The organism is Terriglobus roseus, from assembly GCF_900102185.1.
Taxonomy (GTDB): Bacteria; Acidobacteriota; Terriglobia; order Terriglobales; family Acidobacteriaceae; genus Terriglobus; species Terriglobus roseus_A.
Genome location: NZ_LT629690.1, coordinates 3,600,953 through 3,620,059, shown reverse-complemented (window position 1 = coordinate 3,620,059; position 19,107 = coordinate 3,600,953). Strand labels below are relative to the sequence as shown.

Genomic DNA, 19,107 nt, shown 5'->3' with positions numbered 1-19,107 from the left:
CGAACAGAATACAATCAACCGCATGGCTGCTGCCGTCACCCCCGTCTCGGCAATCCATGCGTCGCTGGCATGGGCGCACCCCGTCGTGCGGTATTGGTTCGTGCAGAAGTTCGGTTCGCCTACTGAACCCCAGGTAGAGGGCTGGCCCTCGATTCTTCGTGGCGACGATACTCTTATTTCCGCACCCACCGGCAGTGGCAAGACGCTCACAGCGTTCCTCGTCGCCATCAACCGGCTTGTCACTGAAGCGCTGGAAGGATCGCTGCCCGCTTACACGCAGGTGGTGTATGTCTCGCCGCTGAAGGCATTGGGCAACGATGTTCAGAAGAACCTCGATGAGCCTTTGCGCGAGATACTCGCACTCGCATTGGAAGAGGGCTATCTCTGCCCGCGTATCCGCACCGGTGTGCGCACTGGCGATACGCTGCCCAAAGAGCGTCTCGCGATGTTGAAAGAGCCGCCGCATATTCTTGTCACCACGCCGGAGTCGCTGTACCTGCTGTTGACCGCGGGAAAGTCACGTGAGAATCTTCGCCATGTTCACACCGTCATTGTGGATGAGATCCATGCCATGGTGGACGACAAGCGAGGCGCGCATCTTTCACTCACGCTGGAACGCCTGGATGCACTGGTAACGGGCGAGAACAGACTTGCTCCTGGTGGCATGTTGATGGGCCTGGCGAAACGTCCGCAGCGCATAGGGCTTTCCGCAACACAGAATCCGATTGAGCTGGTTGCGGATTACCTTACTGGCATTGCAGCAGACCGCACACGCGCCACCATTGTGCAAGTGGGGCAGCGACGTACGCTCGATCTTGGTATTGAAATTCCATCGTCTGAACTGACAAGTGTTCGAGATAACAAGATGTGGATTGAGGTTGTGGACCGCATGGCGGAGCTGTGCACGCAACATCGTTCCACACTGGTCTTTGCGAACACTCGCAGCATGGTGGAACGTCTGTGCTGTGCGTTGGGCGAACGGTTGGGACAAGACAATGTCGCCGCGCATCACGGTTCGCTCTCACGCGCACTTCGACTCGATGCAGAACAGCGATTGAAAGCTGGTGAGATTCAGTGCCTGGTTGCAACAGCTTCCTTGGAACTGGGTATTGATATTGGCGCGGTTGATCTTGTTCTGCAACTCAACAGCACGCGCGATATCGCAGTCGCCATGCAGCGAGTAGGTCGTGCGGGTCATTGGCGCGGGGCTATTCCTAAAGGACGATTCTTCGCCACGACACGTGACGATCTTTTGGAGCAGGCTGCGCTCATTCGCGCTATGCGCAACGGCCAGCTTGACCGGCTTGAGATTCCGCCGCAACCGCTTGATGTGTTGATGCAGCAGATGGTGGCGATGTGTGGTGCGGAGCCGTGGGAAGAAGATGCGATGTACCGCGTCATCACACGTGCGTACCCGTATCGTCTTCTAACGCGTGATGAGTTTGATGAACTCGTTACCTTGCTGCATACCGGCATTGAGAATTCGCGTGGACGCTATGGCGCTTATCTCTTGCGCGATGGTGTTGCGGGCATACTGCACCCACGCCGCGGCGCGCGCATGACCGCCATTGGCAATGGCGGAGCTATTCCGGATACGTCTATCTTCTCCGTCGTCCTGATGCCGGAAGGTGTGCAGATTGCCACGCTGGGAGAGCACTTTGCCGTGGATAGCGGGCCGGGCGATGTGGTGCAGCTTGGCAATGCGAGCTGGCGCATTCTCACGGTAGAAAAAGAAGGTCGCGTGCTGGTGGAAGATGCGCATGGCGCGCCGCCTTCCGTTCCTTTCTGGGAGGGCGAGGCGCCACAACGTACCGACGTTCTCAGCGACTTCGTCTCAGGGCTTCGTGAAGAGATCAGTTGTCGAACAGAAGGTGTGCATCATGAGATGGTCACGCGCGATGATGTGCGTGTGGATGCAGCGCTCGCATGGCTCATGGAAGAATGCAGCTTGTGTGAATCTGCTGCACTGCAACTAATTCAATACATTGCGAATGGTCGCGCTGTTCTTGGTTGTGTACCCACCAAGAACACGATCATTGCGGAGCGCTTCTTTGATGAAGGTGGCGGCATGCAGTTGATTCTGCATGCACCTTTTGGCGGACGCATCAATCGTGCATGGGGACTGGCGCTGCGCAAACGCTTCTGCCGCGGTTTCAACTACGAGCTGCAGGCGGCAGCGACGGACAACGGCATCAACATCTGTCTCGCAGAACAGCACAGCTTCCCATTGGCCGATGTATTCCATTTCCTCACGGAAGTCACAGCGAAGGAGTTGCTGGAACAGGCTTCTCTGGCATCACCTATTTTCAAGACGCGCTGGCGTTGGGCTGCGAATCGTTCTCTGCAACTGCTGCGCTTTCAAAAAGGCCGCAAGGTGCCGCCGCAGGTACAGCGCACGCGTGGTGAGGATTTGCTTGCAAGCGTGTTCCCACAGGCCGCAGCGTGCTTTGAAACGATTGTCGGTGATATCGAGATACCGGATCATCCACTTGTTCGTGAAGTGATGCAGGACGTGTTGCAGGAAGCGATGGACCTGGCGGGGCTGCAGGAAGTTCTGCGCGATATGGATAGCGGTAAGATCCGTTGCATTGCAGTCGATACGCCGGTGCCATCAGTCTTCTCGCATGAACTGCTTAATGCGAATCAGAATGCCTTTCTAGATGAAGCTGATCTGGGTGAGCGTCGTGCGCGTGCTGTGTCCCTGCGCGGTAGTATTCCGGATTCTGTGTTGGGTGAGGCAGGACGACTTGATCCTGCAGCCATTCGGCAGACACGTTGCGAGATATGGCCCGACCTGCGCGATGAACACGAACTGCATGATCTTCTCTTCAGCGCCATTGTTTTGCCGATAGCCCTCTTCACGGAGCAGAGCCCGCTGGCTGTATGTGCCGATGAAGAAATGCAGTCGCATCGCATCCACAGTAGTCGCCACTGGCCATTGTTCTTTGATCGACTGCAGCAGCGCGGACGTGCAAGTCTCGTTCGTTTTGGAACGCAGGATTGCTGGGTGGCAACGGAACGTTTGCCTCACGCACAACTTCTGCAATTCATCTCGCAAGGTGCGTCTGTGCCTGTGGCTTCCGAACAGAGTGAAGATGCTATAACCATCAGCGAATCCCTCCGTTTGTTGACGCAGGGATTTCTTCAACTCCTGGGGCCGACTACTGCTACACATCTCGCAGAGATGTTTGAATTGCAACCACGTGCCATCGCACAGCAGCTTGTCGCTATTGAAGTGCAGGGGCTGGCGCTGCGTGGCATCTTTGAGGGCAATAGTTCCGCAGAGAACGATCAACATGTGGAGTGGTGCGAGCGCCGCATCCTGCAACGCATTCATCGTCTGACGCTTGGCGCGCTACGCAAACAGATTGAAGCTGTTACGCCGGCTGTGTACCTACGTTGGCTTACTCGCTGGCAGCATCTGCAACCGCAGACACAGCTTAGTGGCGAAGAAGGTGTGCTGGAAGCGTTGGTGCAGTTGGAGGGATTTGAAGCGCCTGCCATTGAGTGGGAACGTAATTTACTGCCGCAGCGCGTGAAGGATTACGACGGCAAATGGCTGGATGCGTTGTGTCTCTCCGGTGCTGTGGGATGGGGACGCATCTCGCCACACCCGGCATGGGCTGCGGGTGATGGCGCTGCACCGCGCCGCGTGATTCCAACGAATATGGCGCCGATTACGTTTTATCTGCGTGAATCCGCGGATTGGCTGCCTGCGGCGCTTGCGCAGAAATCGATTGATGAAACAAAGCTGCAGCAGGCGTTGAGCCCTGAAGCGCTCTCGGTGCGAAATGCTTTGCGTGAACGCGGCGCGTCCTTTGCTAGTGATCTGCAACGTTTCTGCGTCCTCAGCAAACAGCAGACGCAAAGTGCGTTGTGGGAGCTTGCAACGGCGGGCATTGCCTCGGCAGATGGCTTCGATCAACTTCGCATCATGATGGACCCGAAGCGCAAACCGATGGCCGCCGAACCGGTGACAAACGCTGCGCGTCGAGCCACGCGTAGCACTGCAGGGCGATGGTCCCTCTTCATCGAAGATGAGCATCGTCAGCTCACCGTAACGGAGCGCGCACGCGAAGAAGAGACCTCACTCGTGGCCGCTGCGCGCATGTTGCTGGCACGTTATGGAGTGGTTTTCCGCGACATCCTCACGCGCGAGTCAAACGCGCCGCGCTGGCGTGATCTGCAGCGTATGTTGCGTCGTATGGAGGCACGTGGGGAAGTGCGTGGAGGCCGTTTTGTGCAGGGCTTCCATGGCGAGCAATTTGCTCTGCCAGAAGCGGTGGAGAGCTTGCGAGCCACCCGCGATCTGCAGCACGAAGAAGTACTCACTCTTGCTGCCAGCGATCCGGTGAATCTCATCGGAATCGTAGTGCCGGGTGAGCGCACCAGCGCGGTTGCGGGTCGGAAAGCGCATCTGCGTAACGGACTGGCGTGTGATTCTGAGGGGAATTCGATTGACGCAGTGGCGACGCCGCAGGGGATCCGAAGAAACCCGTCTCCAAAGCTGGAAACCCCTCGTGCAGAAACAGTCCAACCGCAGGACAGCTTGTTCGCATGAGCACGCAGCCCTCACTGGCCGATGAGGATTTCTATTACGACGGCCCGTTCCTGGTCTTTACAGCGGCATATCATCGCAAACGTGGTTCCTGCTGCGGGAATGGCTGTCGCCACTGCCCTTACGACGAAAATGGCGATCTGGTGCCGGGCAAAGGCGAACAGCTTCCCGGCAATTTAGAATAGAAAACGGAAAGAGACACACATGGCACACATGGTTTTCTGCTCAAAGTACAAGCAGGAGCTGGAGGGGCTGGACGAGCCTCCCTTCGACTCCGACTTCGGCAACAAGATTTACAACACCGTCAGCAAGAAGGCGTGGGGCGAGTGGATTGAGCGCCAGAAGATGCTGCTGAACGAGTATCGTCTGCAACCCTGGACACCGCAGGCGCAGGAGTTCCTGGTGGAGCAGATGAACGAGTTCTTCTACGGCTCTGGCGGCGAGCTTCCCAAGGAATACGTCGCCCCGACGGCGTAAATGACGGACGTTTCTACACCTATCGAATCGTCAAAACGTAACGCGATTGACAGCCGTTTCGTACGTGCATGTCTGCGTCAGCAGGTAGATCGCACACCTGTGTGGTTTCTTCGGCAGGCAGGTCGCTACATGCCGGAATACATGGCAGTTCGTCGGCAGCATTCGCTGCTGGACATCTGCCGTACGCCGGACGTCGCTGCTGAGGTGACTATCACCGCAGCGGAACGGCTCGATGTAGACGCGGCGATCATCTTCGCCGACTTGCTGCTGCCGTTCACGCCCATGGGACTCGACTTTGAGTTCGTGAATGGTGAAGGGCCGGTGGTGCACAAGCCCATCCGGACGCGTGAACAGATTGAAGCTCTGCGCACCGACCGTGCGGAAGACTTGATCTACGTTGCGAAGGCTATTGAGAAAGTGCGCAGGCACTTCGCAGCGCCGCGTACCGACGGCGACCGTCTTGGCATCATTGGCTTCATCGGCGCGCCATTTACGCTGGCCAGCTACATGATTGAAGGCGGTTCTTCGCGCAACTACGTGGAGATGAAGCGCCTCATGTATGGCGTTCCATCGTCGTGGTCGCTGCTGATGGAGAAGCTGAACACCGTGCTTGCGGAATACGCTGCGCAGCAGGTGCAGGCCGGCGCGGATGTCATTCAGATCTTCGATAGCTGGGCTGGCGCACTTGCGGTCAATGACTATCGTGACTTTGTGTTGCCGCACACGCGCGATCTGGTGCAGCGTGTGAAGGCGCTCGGCGTGCCGGTAATTTACTTCGGTGTGGATACGGCATCGCTGCTCAGCACCATGAGCGAAACTGGCTGCGACGTTCTAGGCCTCGACTGGCGCGTGCCTTTGGATGAAGGTTGGAAGCTTGCCGGAGACACATGCGGTGTGCAGGGAAACCTTGATCCTATCGCGCTGTTCGCTCCGCAGGATCTGCTGAAGCAACGCGTGAAAGATGTTCTGGACAAGGCCGCAAACCGTCCAGGTCATATCTTCAACCTGGGACACGGTATTGTCCCCGGAACCCCTGTTGACAACGTGATTGCTGTCAGCAAGTGGGTGAAGGAGCTGAGTGCACGATGAGCTTGCGTGATCTTCCTTTCTTTCTCATCGGTCTTGCCAGCGAGAAGTTGAAGCTGCAGGAGCAGATGGCTGCGCCCGCCGTGGCAGCGAAGGAAGGGCGCATTCTTGCGCAGTATGAGATCAGCAATGCAGATCAGATTGCCGCAGCCATGGCCGCGCCTGCCGTCACGCAACCGGAACCAGAGCACTTTGATGCCATCGTTCTTCTCGCACACGGCACACCCGATGTGCTGGGTGAGATGGACGAGTATCTGAAGCTGGTCACCGGCGGACGTGGTGTTCCGCCGCGCGTAGTGCATGAGTTGCAGGAGCGTTATGCGGAGATCGGCTTGAAGGATGAGCCAACCGCAGAAGGCCCACATCTGACGCGGTGGACACTGCGTGAAGCTGAGTTGTTGCGTGAACGTACGGACATGCCGGTTTACGTTGGCATGCGCAACTGGAAGCCGTTTATCGCGGATACCGTTGCGCAAATGAAGCAGGACGGCGTGAAGAAAGTGCGCGCTATCTGTCTTGCGCCACAGAATTCGCGCACCAGTGTGGGGCTGTATCGTCGAGCGATGGAAACGGCGGCCGACGGCGCATTCGAAATCGACTTCGTTGCCGGTTGGAGCGAACACTCGCTGCTGATTCGTGCCTTTACAGAACGTTTGCGCAAAGCGCTCGAAGTCGCACCGCAGGACAAGAAAACGGCTGTTCTATTCACAGCGCATTCTGTTCCGTGTCGCACCATTCAGTCGAAGCCCAGCGAACACCACGGCATGTTGCTCACTACGGAAGCCGACACCTACGCGATTGAGTGCAAAGCAACTGCGGCGCTCATAGCGGGAGAGCTCAGCGAACAAATCAGCGAGAGCGACTGGTATTTCTGCTTTCAGTCACAGGGCATGAGCGGTGGTCCGTGGATTGGACCAAGTGTTGAAGACACATTGAAAGCACTGCGCGATGGGGGCTATCAACACGTGATTCTTGATCCCATTGGTTTCCTCTGCGATCACGTTGAGATTCTGTACGACATCGACATTGCATTCCAGAAGACCGCAGCAGAACTGGGTATCACGTTATCGCGTCCTGAGAGCCTGAACGATTCACCGACACTGATCGGCGCGCTGGCTGATCTGACACGACGCGGAACACGCAGTTTGCCACAGCATCCTCTCAACACAACGGCGCAGCCTGCGGAAGTTGTGCAGACACTTGCGCCAGTGGAAGAACAGGCATCGGTGTAAGGCATGAAGCGCATTGCCATTGTTGGCGGAGGCTTGGCGGGCCTATCGGCTGCCTATGAACTTCAGCGCAATGGCCATAGCTTCACTCTCTTTGAGCAAAGTAATCGCCTGGGTGGCATCGTAGACACGCTGCGGCAGGATGGCTTCGTGATTGAGCGTGGCCCTGATGGTTGGGTCACGGAGAAGCCATGGGCGCGCGAACTTGCGATCGAACTTGGCCTGGAAGACGAGCTCATCACATCCAACGACCACGAACGCGTTACGTGGGTGTTGCAGCAAGGCAAGTTGCTACCCATGCCAGACAACATGCGCATGATGGTTCCCGAAAATGTGGATACGATTCTGCATTCGCCGTTGTTCAGCGAGGGTGCGCGCAACGCATACATTGCAGAAGAGCAGCGTGCGGATGAGTTAAAAGCTGCAGCACCGACACAAGATGAGTCTGTTGCCAGCTTCATCGAGCGGCACTTTGGAGAAGAGGTATTACGTGTGATCGGAGCGCCATTGCTTGGCGGTGTCTTCGGTGGCGATGTGCATCAACTCAGCGTGCGTGCGGTGATGCCCGCGTTTGTGCAGATGGAGCGCGAGTATGGATCGTTGATCCGCGGACTTGCTGCGAAGAAGGCACAACGTGGGGATCGGCCTGCTTCACCTGTCTTTACTTCGCTCAAGACGGGAACAGGAACGCTGGTGGAACGCATGGCTGCGACGTTGTCTGATGCTTCCATCCGCATGAATGCAGAAGTAGAGCAAATTGAGCGCACCAGGAATGGGTGGTCGATTGACGGTGAGCCGTTTGATCACCTGATGATGGCATTGCCGGTTCATCACGCGGCGCGGCTTCTTGCAAAGACGGATGCGCGCATGGTGGAACTGATTGTGCAGCCGACGAGTTCCGCAGTCATTGTTGGGTTTGGTTATCTTCCGGGGACCGCACCTGTCACTCCTAAAGGGTTCGGATTCCTGTCGCCGGAGGGCGAATCATGCAGGTTGCTGGCTGCAACGTTTTCTGATCAGAAGTACACCCATCGCGTGCCGGAAGGCGGCAAGAGTCTGCGTGCTTTCTTTGGTGGCGAAGAGGCAGAAGCGCTGCAGCAGGAAAGCGATGAAACGATCATCGCGGCTGCGACTTGCGAGATGGAGAAGGTGCTGGGACCGCTTCCACACTCTGCCATCGCATTCGCGCGTCGGTTGCCGTCTTCGTTGCCGCAGTACGGCGTAGGGCACGGTGAGCGCATGTCAGAATTGCAGGAGCGCGTGAATATGCTGGGTGCGCTGCATTTGCTGGGTAACGGATATCGTGGTGTGGGACTGCCGGATCTAATCCGCGATGGTCGAGCCGCCGCACGCGAACTGTTGGCATCCTGAGGACACTCACATGGCGTTGATCACCTGCCAGGAAGCACTCGATCTCGTCGCCGCTCATATTGCCGCACTGTTCCCGCGTACCTGCACGGAGCGAGTGCCACTGGAGCAGGCACTCGGACGCGTTCTCGCGCAGTCCGTTTATGCTGACCGTGATCAACCACCCTTTCCACGATCAACTCGCGATGGCTACGCCGTGCGTGCAGTGGATCACGGCGTGCGAAAACTTATTGGTTCTGTTCGTGCGGGTGAGGTGTGGACCGGTGCCTCTCTGGCTCAGGAAGAAACGATCGAGGTGATGACAGGCGCTCCGGTTCCGGATGGGGCGGACGCCGTTGTGATGCTGGAGCATGTGGAGGCTACGGCTACAACGGTGAGCATCTCTGACCGTCACTTGCCGAGCGCTGGTGACAACGTGGTTCCGCGTGGGCAAGAAGCTCGCGCAGGCGATGTTCTGCTGCATGCGGGCGTCCGCCTAGCCGCCGCTGAAATTGCCCTTGCAGCCTCCGTCGGAGCCGCGGGATTGGATGTCTATGTGCAGCCTGTCGCTGCGGTATTAGCGACGGGGGATGAACTGGTGGCGGTAGACCAAACTCCGGCGTCGCACCAGATACGCAACAGCAACTCTCATGCGCTGGCGGCGATCGTGCGGGAGCATGGCGGTGTGCCGCGTCTGTTGCCGCCTGCGTCTGATACTCGAGAATCGCTTCTTGAGCGTATTAGTGTCGCGCGAGACGCCGACATGTTGCTGCTGAGTGGCGGGGTGTCCGCGGGTAAATATGATCTGGTAGAGGATGTTCTTCTCTCGCTTGGCGCGGAGTTCTTCTTCACCGGCGTTCTCATACAGCCCGGCAAGCCAGTTGTCTTCGGGCGTCTGCCTGCGACCCAAACACACGCAGAGCAGTGGATCTTCGGTTTGCCCGGTAATCCGGTGTCCACGCAGGTAACGGCGCTGTTGTTCGCCATGCCGATGTTGCAGGCTTTGGGTGGCGAGTCCTTGCCACAACCGCGATTCGTACAGGGGACGCTGGCATCCATAATGAAGGTGCGTTCTGGATTGACGCGGTTTGTCCCCGCAAAGCTCTCTTCCTCTCTTCATGCCGTGACTGTTAATCCGGTGGAATGGCATGGATCTGGTGATCTGGCTTCCAATGCTCGCGCTGATTGCTATATTGTTGTGCCTTCGGATGTCGATTCCGTTGCAGCCGGAACCACGGTGACGGTGCTGCTGCGGTAGGCTCTTACACATGACCAAGACCGCGCGCCTGGGCAAACTATTAATTGGTGCAGCTGTGATTCTGCCCGCGTTGGCGGTAGCCGGGCTGATCGTGGAGAGCCACTACTTCCTAATCCACCTCGAACAGAAGCAACTGTTGAAATGGCTGGCGCTGGACGCGGGTGTGCTGATTGTGGGATTAATGCTGAGCCGCGGAGAAGACTTGTGAGCAAGCTATCGCACTACAACGAAGCTGGCGAAGCGCACATGGTGGACGTGAGCGACAAGAAGCCAACGCGCCGTGAAGCGGTAGCCGAAGCATTCGTGGAGTTGAACGCGGATGTCCTTGATGCGCTGCCACAGAACCCTAAAGGCAATCCTCTGGAAGTAGCGCGCTTTGCGGGAATTACCGCCGCCAAAAAGACTGCAGACCTGATTCCCATGTGCCACCCGCTACCGCTGTCCTTTGTGGACGTTGAGGCGACCATCGTGCATCCCGCGGCATTGTTGAAGACAGGTGGAGGTGTCCGCATTCGTGCCACCGCGGCAACAGTCGCCGGAACCGGAGTGGAGATGGAGGCGATGACCGCTGCGGCCGTCGCGGCACTCACCGTCTACGACATGACAAAGGCGCTGGATAAGGGAATCCGCATCCGAGAAGTCGTCCTGCTAAGCAAAAAAGGCGGCAAGAGCGGAGACTACGTACGTTCTGAGGAGTAAGAGGTTGCCTTATCTAAGAGCGACCAATTAAGTCCAATAGGAGCGTTGGCCTGTCAGCTTGAGCTTGAGGGACAAGGGTAGATGAGCTTCCATCCGGCCCAGTTTGTACCCTAAGTACTTAGCCACGGTGAGCATTGCCGCTCGCGGTATGGCCAGCGGATCGTGTTTGCGCAGATAGTTGAATTCCGAAATCACAAATTTGCGGCCTTCACCACCTGCTCCACCATATGTCTCCATTAGTTCAGGCTTACGGGCGTGATATACCCCTGTGTCGAAGTAGCGGGATACTGTCTGAGAGAAGTTGAAGTTGTGCGAATGAACGACCTTTGCCTCGCTGCAATAGACAGTTTTCCATCCGTTTGCCTGCATCTTGGCCGCCATCGTTGAGTCTTCACCAATGATCACTTCTGGGTCGAATCCGCCAGCGGCGTCAAAGGCATCTCGCCGGTACGCGGAGAAGCTATTCGAGAAGAATATTGCGCGAAAGCCAACTCGTTTACGGTCTTCGTACACATGGACATAGGATACGTCTGGGTAGTTGAACAAGCGACCGTGGCGCTCGATCGCACCTGCCACCTCACGGGGAAGCTGGCGCCCGAAGGCTGCACCCACTGCGGGATCATCGAAGCTGCTGACAAGGTTACGAATGGCATCCACATTGGCAAGCATGGCGTCTTGTGTCATGAAGACCAAAATCTTGGCCTGAGGGACGAAGCTTGTAGCGAATTGCCGGCTCTTTCCATGACGGAAGTTACGTGGGGAAATGCTCTCTACTCGGAATCCTGCCGCAGTGGCGATTTCACGCGTCTTATCTTTCGATTCGGAGTCCAGAACTAGAACCTGACGCGCTTCCAGACCAGACGCGATGAGGGAGTCCCTCAAGAGCTCGAAGTCGGCGCCGGCGTTATAGGTCGGGATAATCACGGCAACGTCTTGCAAATGAAGCCGATGGGGTCGGATGTGTTCACTGTCCATGGCAGTGGCAAACGTTTCCAATGCTTGATCCTCTGATAGTGGTGAGGCCAGATTCTTTTCCTGCTCTTCCTTGAGAAGGGCATCGAGCGACTTCCAAGAAGATGATGTGTGCGATGCCACTATTGCCGTCTCCACTCTTAATGCTGTTTCACAACAACTCAGACCCCGATCTTCAGCACGAAGTTTCGTGCAGTTTTTAACTACGTGGGCAAATAGAAGGAAGTTTTGCTGTATTTCTCATCGGATGAAACTTCGCTACTTGCATTCTTGGAAGTTGTTGAAGGTTCTTCTCCAAAGAATCGTTCTCAAGCATGCAGGCTCATTGTAATGAAAGAATGCTTTCGCGGAACGACACGTCCCCCTTCGAGATTTCCTACATTGATAGGCATAGTTTCAACAATCGTGTTTTGTTGCGTTCGCTCTTTATGGACTGCCCTCGCGAACCTCTATCTAGAACGGAGATGGCCGATCACCTTGTTCGGATCCCAAGTAATTTGTAGCCGTACACTGCCATTAGTTTGGCGTTCAGGTCCGAGTACGGGGATTAGAAAGCGTTCGATCTGTGAGAATAGTTCGACGTTCCAGTCCTTTCCGATCGCATAGTTTGCCCGGACAAAGCCATCAGAAACCGTGCCACCATTGGTCAGGTGCAATGGGCTGATCTTTTCTTGGCGATATCCTCCCTCTACGCGAGTTCTAGCGGAAACCCAATACCCCAGGCGGCCCTCGTAGGCGCGCGCATCTCTGCCAGTAACATTCCCGAGGAGGAAGCTTTTATTGGTGTTGCCATCACGATACTGGTTGTTGATGTAGATGCGGTGATTGCCCTCGTCCTGCGAGAGTTCTTCGGTGGATGTCACCTCGAAGCGAAAATCCATGTGAGACATGCCGGGCAAGCGAGCAACGTAGATACCAGGCGCCCACACGTTTCGGCGCGGAGCATCCAGCGGATTCAGGTCATCGTCGGCGTAGGAATCGCTGTAAATAGTCACCAAGTTGCTTAAGCCCGGCACGTGCAGACGGAAGTCAAACGCGCTTTTTCGATCTCCCGGATCCTCACGATCGCCATACCCAAAGTTACTACCGGTGGAATTGCTGCTGAAGAAATTGTCCTTGAGCGAACGCAACGTCATGGGGTGGCCAACGCCCCACAAAATAGACCAACGAGTAAAGCTGATCTCGAGGTTTCGACCCAGGTTGAAGTTAATTTTTTGTCCATTGAAGTAGGGACGTGCCGGGTAGCGATGCCCAGAAAGCTTTCCAAAGACAAGATCCACGCTGTATGTTCCGAGCGATGGGATGAACGGCAAGTCGTGTGGGCGATTTGAAGTGAGACGCAGGTTATAGGTCGGTTCCGCGTTGCTGGAAAACGAGAGCGGCCCCATAGTGTTGGGTCCCCAGTAAATTTCCTGCTTGCCGAAAGAGAGACTGTAGCCTGCGAAGGCCATCCCCGCGTAAAGATCAATCGGTCGCTGGCGCACGTACGCAGAAATTGGGGGGGAAGCAAGATTGAAGTTCGGAGGAGCCGGGCCGGAGAAGGTGTCATTGTCTATCTGCTTGTAATAGTCGGCAAGGGATTGTGATACAGCCGGGAGTCCAGGATGGGTCTGTAACTCCTGCCGACTATAAAAGAAGTAGCGACCTGAGGTTGCGCGCAGGGCGTAGCCAGCAATCAGGCTTCCCCCGCGTCCGAGGGGTCGACCAAAATCATTCCACCAGGTCTGGCCTATGTGAAAACTATCGGTGAGGGCAGGGCCCATGATGGAGCCGTAGCGGGCGTAGATAGATTCCAGTACGACCTTGGATTGCAGTTCCGGTTCACGCAGGTAGTACTCCAAGTCCGGCAACATCGATTCCGCTTCGGTAGTAACAACTTTTGCGACTGGATTGTCCAAGTTGCCGAATCCATGTAAAGAGTCCTCCGCTTCTCGTACCTGTCTCCTGCACTCTTGCCGAGTCCAAGGACGAATAGCAACCTGCTGCGAAGGTATAAGCCCCATCGCGGCCAGCCTCTCCAGTGCCGGGTATACCCAGCTATCCATGGGGACGAGGGTGGATCCAGTTCGGTCATCATCGAGCGAGACAGGAGGTGTTTGGGGCTGCTCGATAGGTTTGGGATCCACGCTTATTGGCGCGGTTGGGACTGCGAGAGAGAAAGTATTTAAATAGGGGGCCTTCAGAGGCGAAGGAGCGTCAGGGAGCTGGGCTAGAGCCGCGGAACATGAAAGGGCCATCAGCCAGCACGCGATACGCAGGCAGAGACTGAAGGTGCGAGGCCTCATTAGCATTTCTACAGGATAGACGTTTCTTCAGCGCTTCAGCTGATGAAGCAGTTGGCTTTTCCCTCTGGATACCATTCATCTACAATCAGCGAGATAATTGACGGACGGCCGACATGCTTGATCAAACTCGCAGCAAGTTGGTGCCACATCCCAACTGCGCTTTGAGGAAGGCCTTCTTGTGCACCATAGCAGCGTCACGTTGTGACGGCGGGAAATGATCGTGCAAGTGCGCCGTGGATTTTCCGGTCACGGCCATTTCTACTAAAGAGGTCTAATTGTTTGAATTAGGCCGGCTGCACGTTACGCTTGAACAAGGCACCCAAGGACGAAGTATTGCAATCACGCAAGTTGAAAGTCGCCATTGAGTTTCGTGTGGAAGAGCCGCGACAGGGTGTAGGTACGGCAGTTCTAGCACTATTGCATGGCCTCAGCCAACTCGAACAAAAGGAACAGGAATACGTTCTACTTGTTTGGGACACACACCTAGATTTCTTTCGTCCGTACGTATCTGGAAACTGTTCTCTGGTGGGCATTCCGAAACCGGCGCTTTCAGCCAAATCACGATGGAAGGCTGCGTTACGCAACATCTCCTTCCTGCAGTGGCTTTATACAAAGTTGCGGCCAGTCAGCGCGAGGATTCCCGCTTCTGACGGCACAGCAGAACGGCTGGGTTGTGATTTGGTTCACTTCCCATCGCAGGTCGGATACACGACCGACCTGCCGACAATCTACCAGCCTTGGGACTTGCAACACCGCCATTATCCAAAGTTCTTCTCACCTCAGGACTATCGCGTCCGAGAGACGCAATATCCAGCATTTTGTGAACGGGCCCGTTTTGTTTGTGTACAAACGGAGTGGACGAAACAAGACGTCGTCACGCAATACGGTCTCGATCCAAATAAGGTCGTCGTCATTCGCTGGGGAACCGCCTTTGAGGCATATAGCCAGCCTTCAGCGGAAGATATTGAGGGTGTGCGCCAAGATTTGGTACTGCCAGAGCAATTCTTTCTTTATCCCGCCATCTGCTGGCCTCACAAAAACCATGCTGTCATTCTCCGTGCGTTGGCTCTGCTGAAGACTCGAAAAGGCCCGGCTCCACATGTAGTGTTCACGGGCAAGCCCGCGGAGTATCAAAAGACGGTGGAGGCACTGGCCCAAGAGCTTGGAGTTGCGGATAAGGTTAGTTTTCTGGGCTTCACAACATCGAGCCAGATACAGGTGCTATTCCATCTCGCGACAGCGCTGCTTTTTCCCAGCCATTTCGAAGGTCTTGGACTCCCTATCCTGGAGGCATTCCGAGCTGGCTTGCCCGTAATCAGTTCCAACGCGACGGTCCTATCTGAAGTCACTGGCGATGCAGCCCTGCTCTTCCCTCCGAACTCGCCCGAGGAGTTGGCTGATGCCATGGAGAAGATATTGGCTTCACCCGAACTGCGCGAAAAACTCTCCGCTCGTGGTGCAAAGGTACTGGAGAACTATTCAATTGAAGAAACGGCACGACAGTTTTTCAGACTCTATCGAAGAATAGCGATCGCCTAGATTTGCCTGGCCGTGCCCCGTCGCAGCTTCGTTAGGGATTTGGATACGGATCCGGATATCCTGTACCATCGGCAAGACGAATGAGCTCTTTCGAAAGAGAATAGGATGTTCCCGCGTAACAAGATTTCTAGCGTCGTCTCCGCCGATCTACTTTTCAACTTGCACCCCAAGGAATACTCTCTGTGAGCCGACGCGCCCTGATCTGTGGTATTTCGGGACAAGACGGAGCCTACCTTGCTCAGCTTCTGCTCAGAAAGGGGTACGAGGTATGGGGAAGCTCACGAGACGCGGAGATGAACTCATTCCGCAATCTGCATACCTTGAATATTTTTAAGGATGTGCGCCTCGTCTCGCTAAACACTAGCGACTTGGGAAGTACGCTTGGCCTCCTGCGTCAGTGCCAGCCGGACGAAGTCTTCAGCCTCGCTGGCCAAAGTTCAGTTGGCTTGTCATACGAACAACCCATCGAGACGATGCAAAGCATCGCCCAGGGAACCCTGAACTTTTTGGAAGCGATTCGTCTTTCCGCCCGGGAAATTCGCTTTTATAACGCCGGCTCTACCGAATGTTTCGGCGATACCGGCGATTACGTCGCTGATGAGGAGTCACCACTGCGGCCGCGGAGCCCGTATGCAGTTGCTAAAGCTTCCGCATTTTGGACCGTTCGTGCTTATCGGGAAGCCTACGGGATGCACGCCTGTACGGGTATTCTCTCCAACCATGAATCTCCCCTGCGTCCGCGACGCTTCGTTACACGCAAAATCATCCATGCCGTTGCCTCGCTAGCGTTGGGTGGAAACGAGCGGCTGTCTCTCGGTAATCTCAATATTGAGCGCGATTGGGGATGGGCACCGGATTATGTGGACGCTATTGCACGGATGCTCGCTCAAGATGCCCCTGCCGACTACCTCATCGCCACTGGCCGCAGTCACACCCTGACAGAATTCGTAGCAACGGCCTATCGTCTGATCGATAGGGATTGGCAGGAGTTTGTGACTCTTGATCCCGAACTGATCCGTCCCACTGACATCGCCCATAACAAGGTGAATGTCAGCAAGGCAGCTGTGGGGCTTGGGTGGCGTCCGAAGTACTATATGCAGGATGTGATTGCCGCTATGCTTGATGCAGAGTTGGGGCTGCTTCGCGAAGAGCGGAATAGCTAACATCGCAGGATTCATGGTCGAATAAGCCGCTGACCAACACGTTCGATCATGGAGTTTCTCCTTCGCCAATATTGGTTTCTTTATCGAGCGCTGCTTAGCTTCTGACGCATTTAGAAAACTGAATCTGCGGTGGCCGTTTAATTCCTGTTCAGCATCGCCGCGAAAGTGTGTTGCGGACTATTGGGAAACAGAGTTAACGGCTGGCGCCACGTCGTGCGAACCATTGCCTGAGAATCTTTCGGCGTATTCGCATGAGAAGCGACAGCTTGCCCCATCCGCTGCGATCTTGATCTAGCAGGTCCAACTGGCGCAATGGAACCATCGCCGGCGGATGCCGTAATGGAAACTGCAACGGATGGACAGGGAGGCGTGGCGCATCAGCTTCAAAGATGGTGTGTGTTGCATTCGGCCCGAACCCAATGTTGTCAACAAGGTTCACGCCTGGAGCTATAGATAGGGCGTTATGAATCAAATTCGTATACACCCATTGCAAGTCCCATGTGTTTGGACCCGTTCCGTTGTACATCTCATCAAAAATGCGGGTCCAGTGTTCACGATGGTCGGCCTGGGGAAACATCTCAGCCATTAGCCCGGATGCCTTTACTGCAGGCCAACTGGTGATTTGCTCGTCGTAGGTCTTCCAAGCACGTCTCCATGTCGCCCAGCCCCAGATATGCGTTAGTCCAGAGAAGTAATAGCTGTCTGGTGTCGCGGTGCGGTCCTGCACTATGTTGAACCCTGTGATCATGGAGACGCGTGGATCATCACGGTAATGCTCCAGCATTTCGTCGCAGAACCGGAAGAAGGTCGGGTCAGGTAAGACGTCGTCTTCGAGAATGATTGCCTCTTCGGTTTGCTCGAACACCCACTTCAACCCGCTCGTCAAACGTCCACGACAGCCCATATTTTCGGGCGCGAAGTTGGTCTCGACAATGCAGGGCCAGTCGACCGTCGTCGCAATTTCTCTAACCTGTTTACACGATTGAGCTTCTCCGAGCTTCGTGCCACGCGGTCCGTCTGCGATTACAAGTAGTCTTTTCGGCCGCATCTCCCGAATACGGTCGAATACTTTACGTGTCAGTTCTGGACGATTGAAGACAAAAAAGGCGACAGGCGTTTGGCAGCTGTAAGAAGGAAGGCTCATAGAAAGCGGTGCTTGTGCGACCCAAACGACACAAGCCAACAACCTTCATTTTACGTGATGTCAAGGAGAAGGTCGCTGATGCTCGAACCAATTCTGGGATTGGATGTTTCGAGCCGCACCGTATCGATACGACAGTGAACTTCTCGATCTATTCTGTGCGGACAGTCGAATCTGTTGGAGTGATTCTGGGGAGCGGCCTTCTTATATCTAACACCGTGATTGCGTCGCAGATTCAGAAAGTCATGCAGTTTTAAGCGAGGAGCAGGCGGCGGAAGGTTTCGTTATTGAGTCGTCACTCGGTGGTTTCAGTTGGACATATAGGCATCCGGATTCAGAGCCTCTTCTGTCAACATGGCACCTGTGCTTCATAGATTTCCCGGAACTTAATAGATAGTGATCTGAGTGGTCCATCCGGAGAGTCAGATACCAAGGCGCGCCCGTAAGCCGCGCCATTTACCAAAGCATTTGGCTATGAGGCGCGCCTTACGACCATGATTTCTTTCAATCACCTTTAAGAACTCTTCCTTCGCCTTAACTGTGTTCTGGTTTGAGACTCCGTCCGTTGCGTGATAAGCGACGACATTGTTGTAGATTCTAGCCTTGTCTCCTCTTATCGCCATTCGCTGATTCGCATCGAAATCGGCAAAAATACGGTATTGATCGTCGTACCCAGGGAACACGCTCCTTCGAAAGAATGTTCCTTGATGGTGCAGCGTATTGGAAAACGTCAATCCGTACCCATAAGTAGGCTGAAAGTTGCGACCGTTATCGAGAGCTACGCGGAATGCCAGAATGTCCAACTGGTTAGTGCGCGCCTGTCTCAATATGTTCAACGGTAGTTCTAAGAGGCGATCCCCGGCGTTCAGGTGGAGGAGATACGTCCCCTGGGCATGCGCGATAGCCTTATTCATGGCGTCGTATATTCCCCGGTCAGGTTCGCTATGCCAATAGTCGATTTCATGAACGGAGTTGAGATATTCGACAGTGCCGTCCTGGGATCCGCCGTCGATGACGATGAGTTCGACCTCTTCAGTCTTGAGTGGCAGCACACTGAGAATCAATGCTTTCAGTTCTTCTCGTGCGTTAAATACCACCGTAATGATTGAAACAAGTGGTTCTTCTGTCGTCGCTCTCAACGTCATGTTCGCCTTCTTTTGTTCGTCACTGGTTACTCTCAACCGCCCCGAAATGCTACTGGCTTGTAGGGGGGAGTAACTATACGTGTCAGTTATTTGTTTAAGATGCTGCACAAACACGTGCCAAGCTTGGCCTTTTTTCGGAAAGGCCCCAAGTAAGAGGTAATTACAATTCCTAATGACTAACGCGTCTCTGGATCTACGGGCGTAATAA

General features: G+C 55.2%; 15 protein-coding genes. 11 read left to right on the top strand and 4 right to left on the bottom strand.

Going from position 1 to position 19,107, the window contains the following annotated elements:
* Positions 1 to 22: 22 nt before the first annotated feature.
* Genes BLT38_RS15220 through moaC form a run of 9 tightly spaced genes read left to right on the top strand, consistent with a single transcriptional unit; the run spans position 23 to position 10,654 of the window.
* The gene (locus tag BLT38_RS15220; RefSeq protein ID WP_083345945.1) at positions 23 to 4,561 is read left to right on the top strand and encodes a DEAD/DEAH box helicase; all 4,539 of its coding nucleotides are present in this window, start codon (positions 23 to 25) and stop codon (positions 4,559 to 4,561) included.
* Positions 4,558 to 4,743, top strand: coding sequence for a DUF5522 domain-containing protein (locus tag BLT38_RS15215; RefSeq protein ID WP_083345944.1), 186 nt, complete (start codon positions 4,558 to 4,560; stop codon positions 4,741 to 4,743). The genes BLT38_RS15220 and BLT38_RS15215 overlap by 4 nt, the downstream gene beginning before the upstream one ends.
* Before the next feature lie 19 nt (positions 4,744 to 4,762).
* Complete coding sequence (locus BLT38_RS15210) at positions 4,763 to 5,035, top strand: oxidative damage protection protein (RefSeq protein ID WP_047490527.1); 273 nt, start codon at positions 4,763 to 4,765, stop codon at positions 5,033 to 5,035.
* The gene (gene hemE, locus BLT38_RS15205; RefSeq protein WP_083345943.1) at positions 5,036 to 6,124 is read left to right on the top strand and encodes a uroporphyrinogen decarboxylase; all 1,089 of its coding nucleotides are present in this window, start codon (positions 5,036 to 5,038) and stop codon (positions 6,122 to 6,124) included. It begins immediately after the preceding gene.
* The gene (gene hemH / locus BLT38_RS15200; RefSeq protein ID WP_083345942.1) at positions 6,121 to 7,353 is read left to right on the top strand and encodes a ferrochelatase; all 1,233 of its coding nucleotides are present in this window, start codon (positions 6,121 to 6,123) and stop codon (positions 7,351 to 7,353) included. Before hemE ends, hemH begins: the two co-directional genes overlap by 4 nt.
* Before the next feature lie 3 nt (positions 7,354 to 7,356).
* Entirely contained in the window at positions 7,357 to 8,721 is a 1,365-nt protein-coding gene (hemG, locus tag BLT38_RS15195; protein WP_083345941.1) for a protoporphyrinogen oxidase, read from the top strand.
* A gap of 10 nt (positions 8,722 to 8,731) precedes the next feature.
* Positions 8,732 to 9,955, top strand: a complete 1,224-nt coding sequence (glp, locus tag BLT38_RS15190; protein WP_083345940.1) for a gephyrin-like molybdotransferase Glp — start codon at positions 8,732 to 8,734, stop codon at positions 9,953 to 9,955.
* A 10-nt stretch (positions 9,956 to 9,965) separates the two neighbouring features.
* Positions 9,966 to 10,163: a hypothetical protein gene (locus tag BLT38_RS15185; RefSeq protein ID WP_083345939.1), complete on the top strand. Its 198-nt coding sequence runs from the start codon at positions 9,966 to 9,968 to the stop codon at positions 10,161 to 10,163.
* The gene (gene moaC / locus BLT38_RS15180) at positions 10,160 to 10,654 is read left to right on the top strand and encodes a cyclic pyranopterin monophosphate synthase MoaC (protein WP_083345938.1); all 495 of its coding nucleotides are present in this window, start codon (positions 10,160 to 10,162) and stop codon (positions 10,652 to 10,654) included. The genes BLT38_RS15185 and moaC overlap by 4 nt, the downstream gene beginning before the upstream one ends.
* 27 nt (positions 10,655 to 10,681) lie before the next feature.
* Here moaC and BLT38_RS15175 read toward each other — a convergent pair whose 3' ends face one another.
* Together BLT38_RS15175 and BLT38_RS15170 are read right to left on the bottom strand one after the other, a co-directional pair.
* Positions 10,682 to 11,749 carry a glycosyltransferase gene (locus BLT38_RS15175; protein ID WP_083345937.1) on the bottom strand — a complete coding sequence of 356 codons (1,068 nt, stop codon included), beginning with the start codon at positions 11,747 to 11,749 and terminating at the stop codon, positions 10,682 to 10,684.
* A gap of 326 nt (positions 11,750 to 12,075) precedes the next feature.
* Positions 12,076 to 13,524 (bottom strand): capsule assembly Wzi family protein, encoded by a 1,449-nt coding sequence (locus BLT38_RS15170; RefSeq protein ID WP_231966541.1) that lies wholly within the window; start codon positions 13,522 to 13,524, stop codon positions 12,076 to 12,078.
* Between the two features lie 1,131 nt (positions 13,525 to 14,655).
* On the opposite strand from BLT38_RS15170, the gene BLT38_RS20710 reads away from it, so the two are divergent.
* Positions 14,656 to 15,450 (top strand): glycosyltransferase family 4 protein, encoded by a 795-nt coding sequence (locus tag BLT38_RS20710; protein WP_172838295.1) that lies wholly within the window; start codon positions 14,656 to 14,658, stop codon positions 15,448 to 15,450.
* Positions 15,451 to 15,632: 182 nt separating this feature from the next.
* Positions 15,633 to 16,613 carry a GDP-mannose 4,6-dehydratase gene (locus BLT38_RS15160; RefSeq protein ID WP_083345935.1) on the top strand — a complete coding sequence of 327 codons (981 nt, stop codon included), beginning with the start codon at positions 15,633 to 15,635 and terminating at the stop codon, positions 16,611 to 16,613.
* Between the two features lie 193 nt (positions 16,614 to 16,806).
* Here the strand turns inward: BLT38_RS15160 and BLT38_RS15155 are convergent, their stop codons facing one another.
* Positions 16,807 to 17,757, bottom strand: coding sequence for a glycosyltransferase family 2 protein (locus BLT38_RS15155; RefSeq protein ID WP_156785153.1), 951 nt, complete (start codon positions 17,755 to 17,757; stop codon positions 16,807 to 16,809).
* Positions 17,758 to 18,176: 419 nt separating this feature from the next.
* Entirely contained in the window at positions 18,177 to 18,899 is a 723-nt protein-coding gene (locus BLT38_RS15145) for a glycosyltransferase family 2 protein (protein WP_156785152.1), read from the bottom strand.
* Positions 18,900 to 19,107 lie beyond the last annotated feature (208 nt).

Coding starts and splice junctions, on each gene's coding strand:
- BLT38_RS15220 (WP_083345945.1), top strand. CDS start 23: ATGGCTGCTGCCGTCACCCCCGTCTCGGCAATCCATGCGTCGCTGGCA.
- BLT38_RS15215 (WP_083345944.1), top strand. CDS start 4,558: ATGAGCACGCAGCCCTCACTGGCCGATGAGGATTTCTATTACGACGGC.
- BLT38_RS15210 (WP_047490527.1), top strand. CDS start 4,763: ATGGCACACATGGTTTTCTGCTCAAAGTACAAGCAGGAGCTGGAGGGG.
- hemE (WP_083345943.1), top strand. CDS start 5,036: ATGACGGACGTTTCTACACCTATCGAATCGTCAAAACGTAACGCGATT.
- hemH (WP_083345942.1), top strand. CDS start 6,121: ATGAGCTTGCGTGATCTTCCTTTCTTTCTCATCGGTCTTGCCAGCGAG.
- hemG (WP_083345941.1), top strand. CDS start 7,357: ATGAAGCGCATTGCCATTGTTGGCGGAGGCTTGGCGGGCCTATCGGCT.
- glp (WP_083345940.1), top strand. CDS start 8,732: ATGGCGTTGATCACCTGCCAGGAAGCACTCGATCTCGTCGCCGCTCAT.
- BLT38_RS15185 (WP_083345939.1), top strand. CDS start 9,966: ATGACCAAGACCGCGCGCCTGGGCAAACTATTAATTGGTGCAGCTGTG.
- BLT38_RS15155 (WP_156785153.1), bottom strand. CDS start 17,757: ATGAGCCTTCCTTCTTACAGCTGCCAAACGCCTGTCGCCTTTTTTGTC.
- BLT38_RS15145 (WP_156785152.1), bottom strand. CDS start 18,899: ATGACGTTGAGAGCGACGACAGAAGAACCACTTGTTTCAATCATTACG.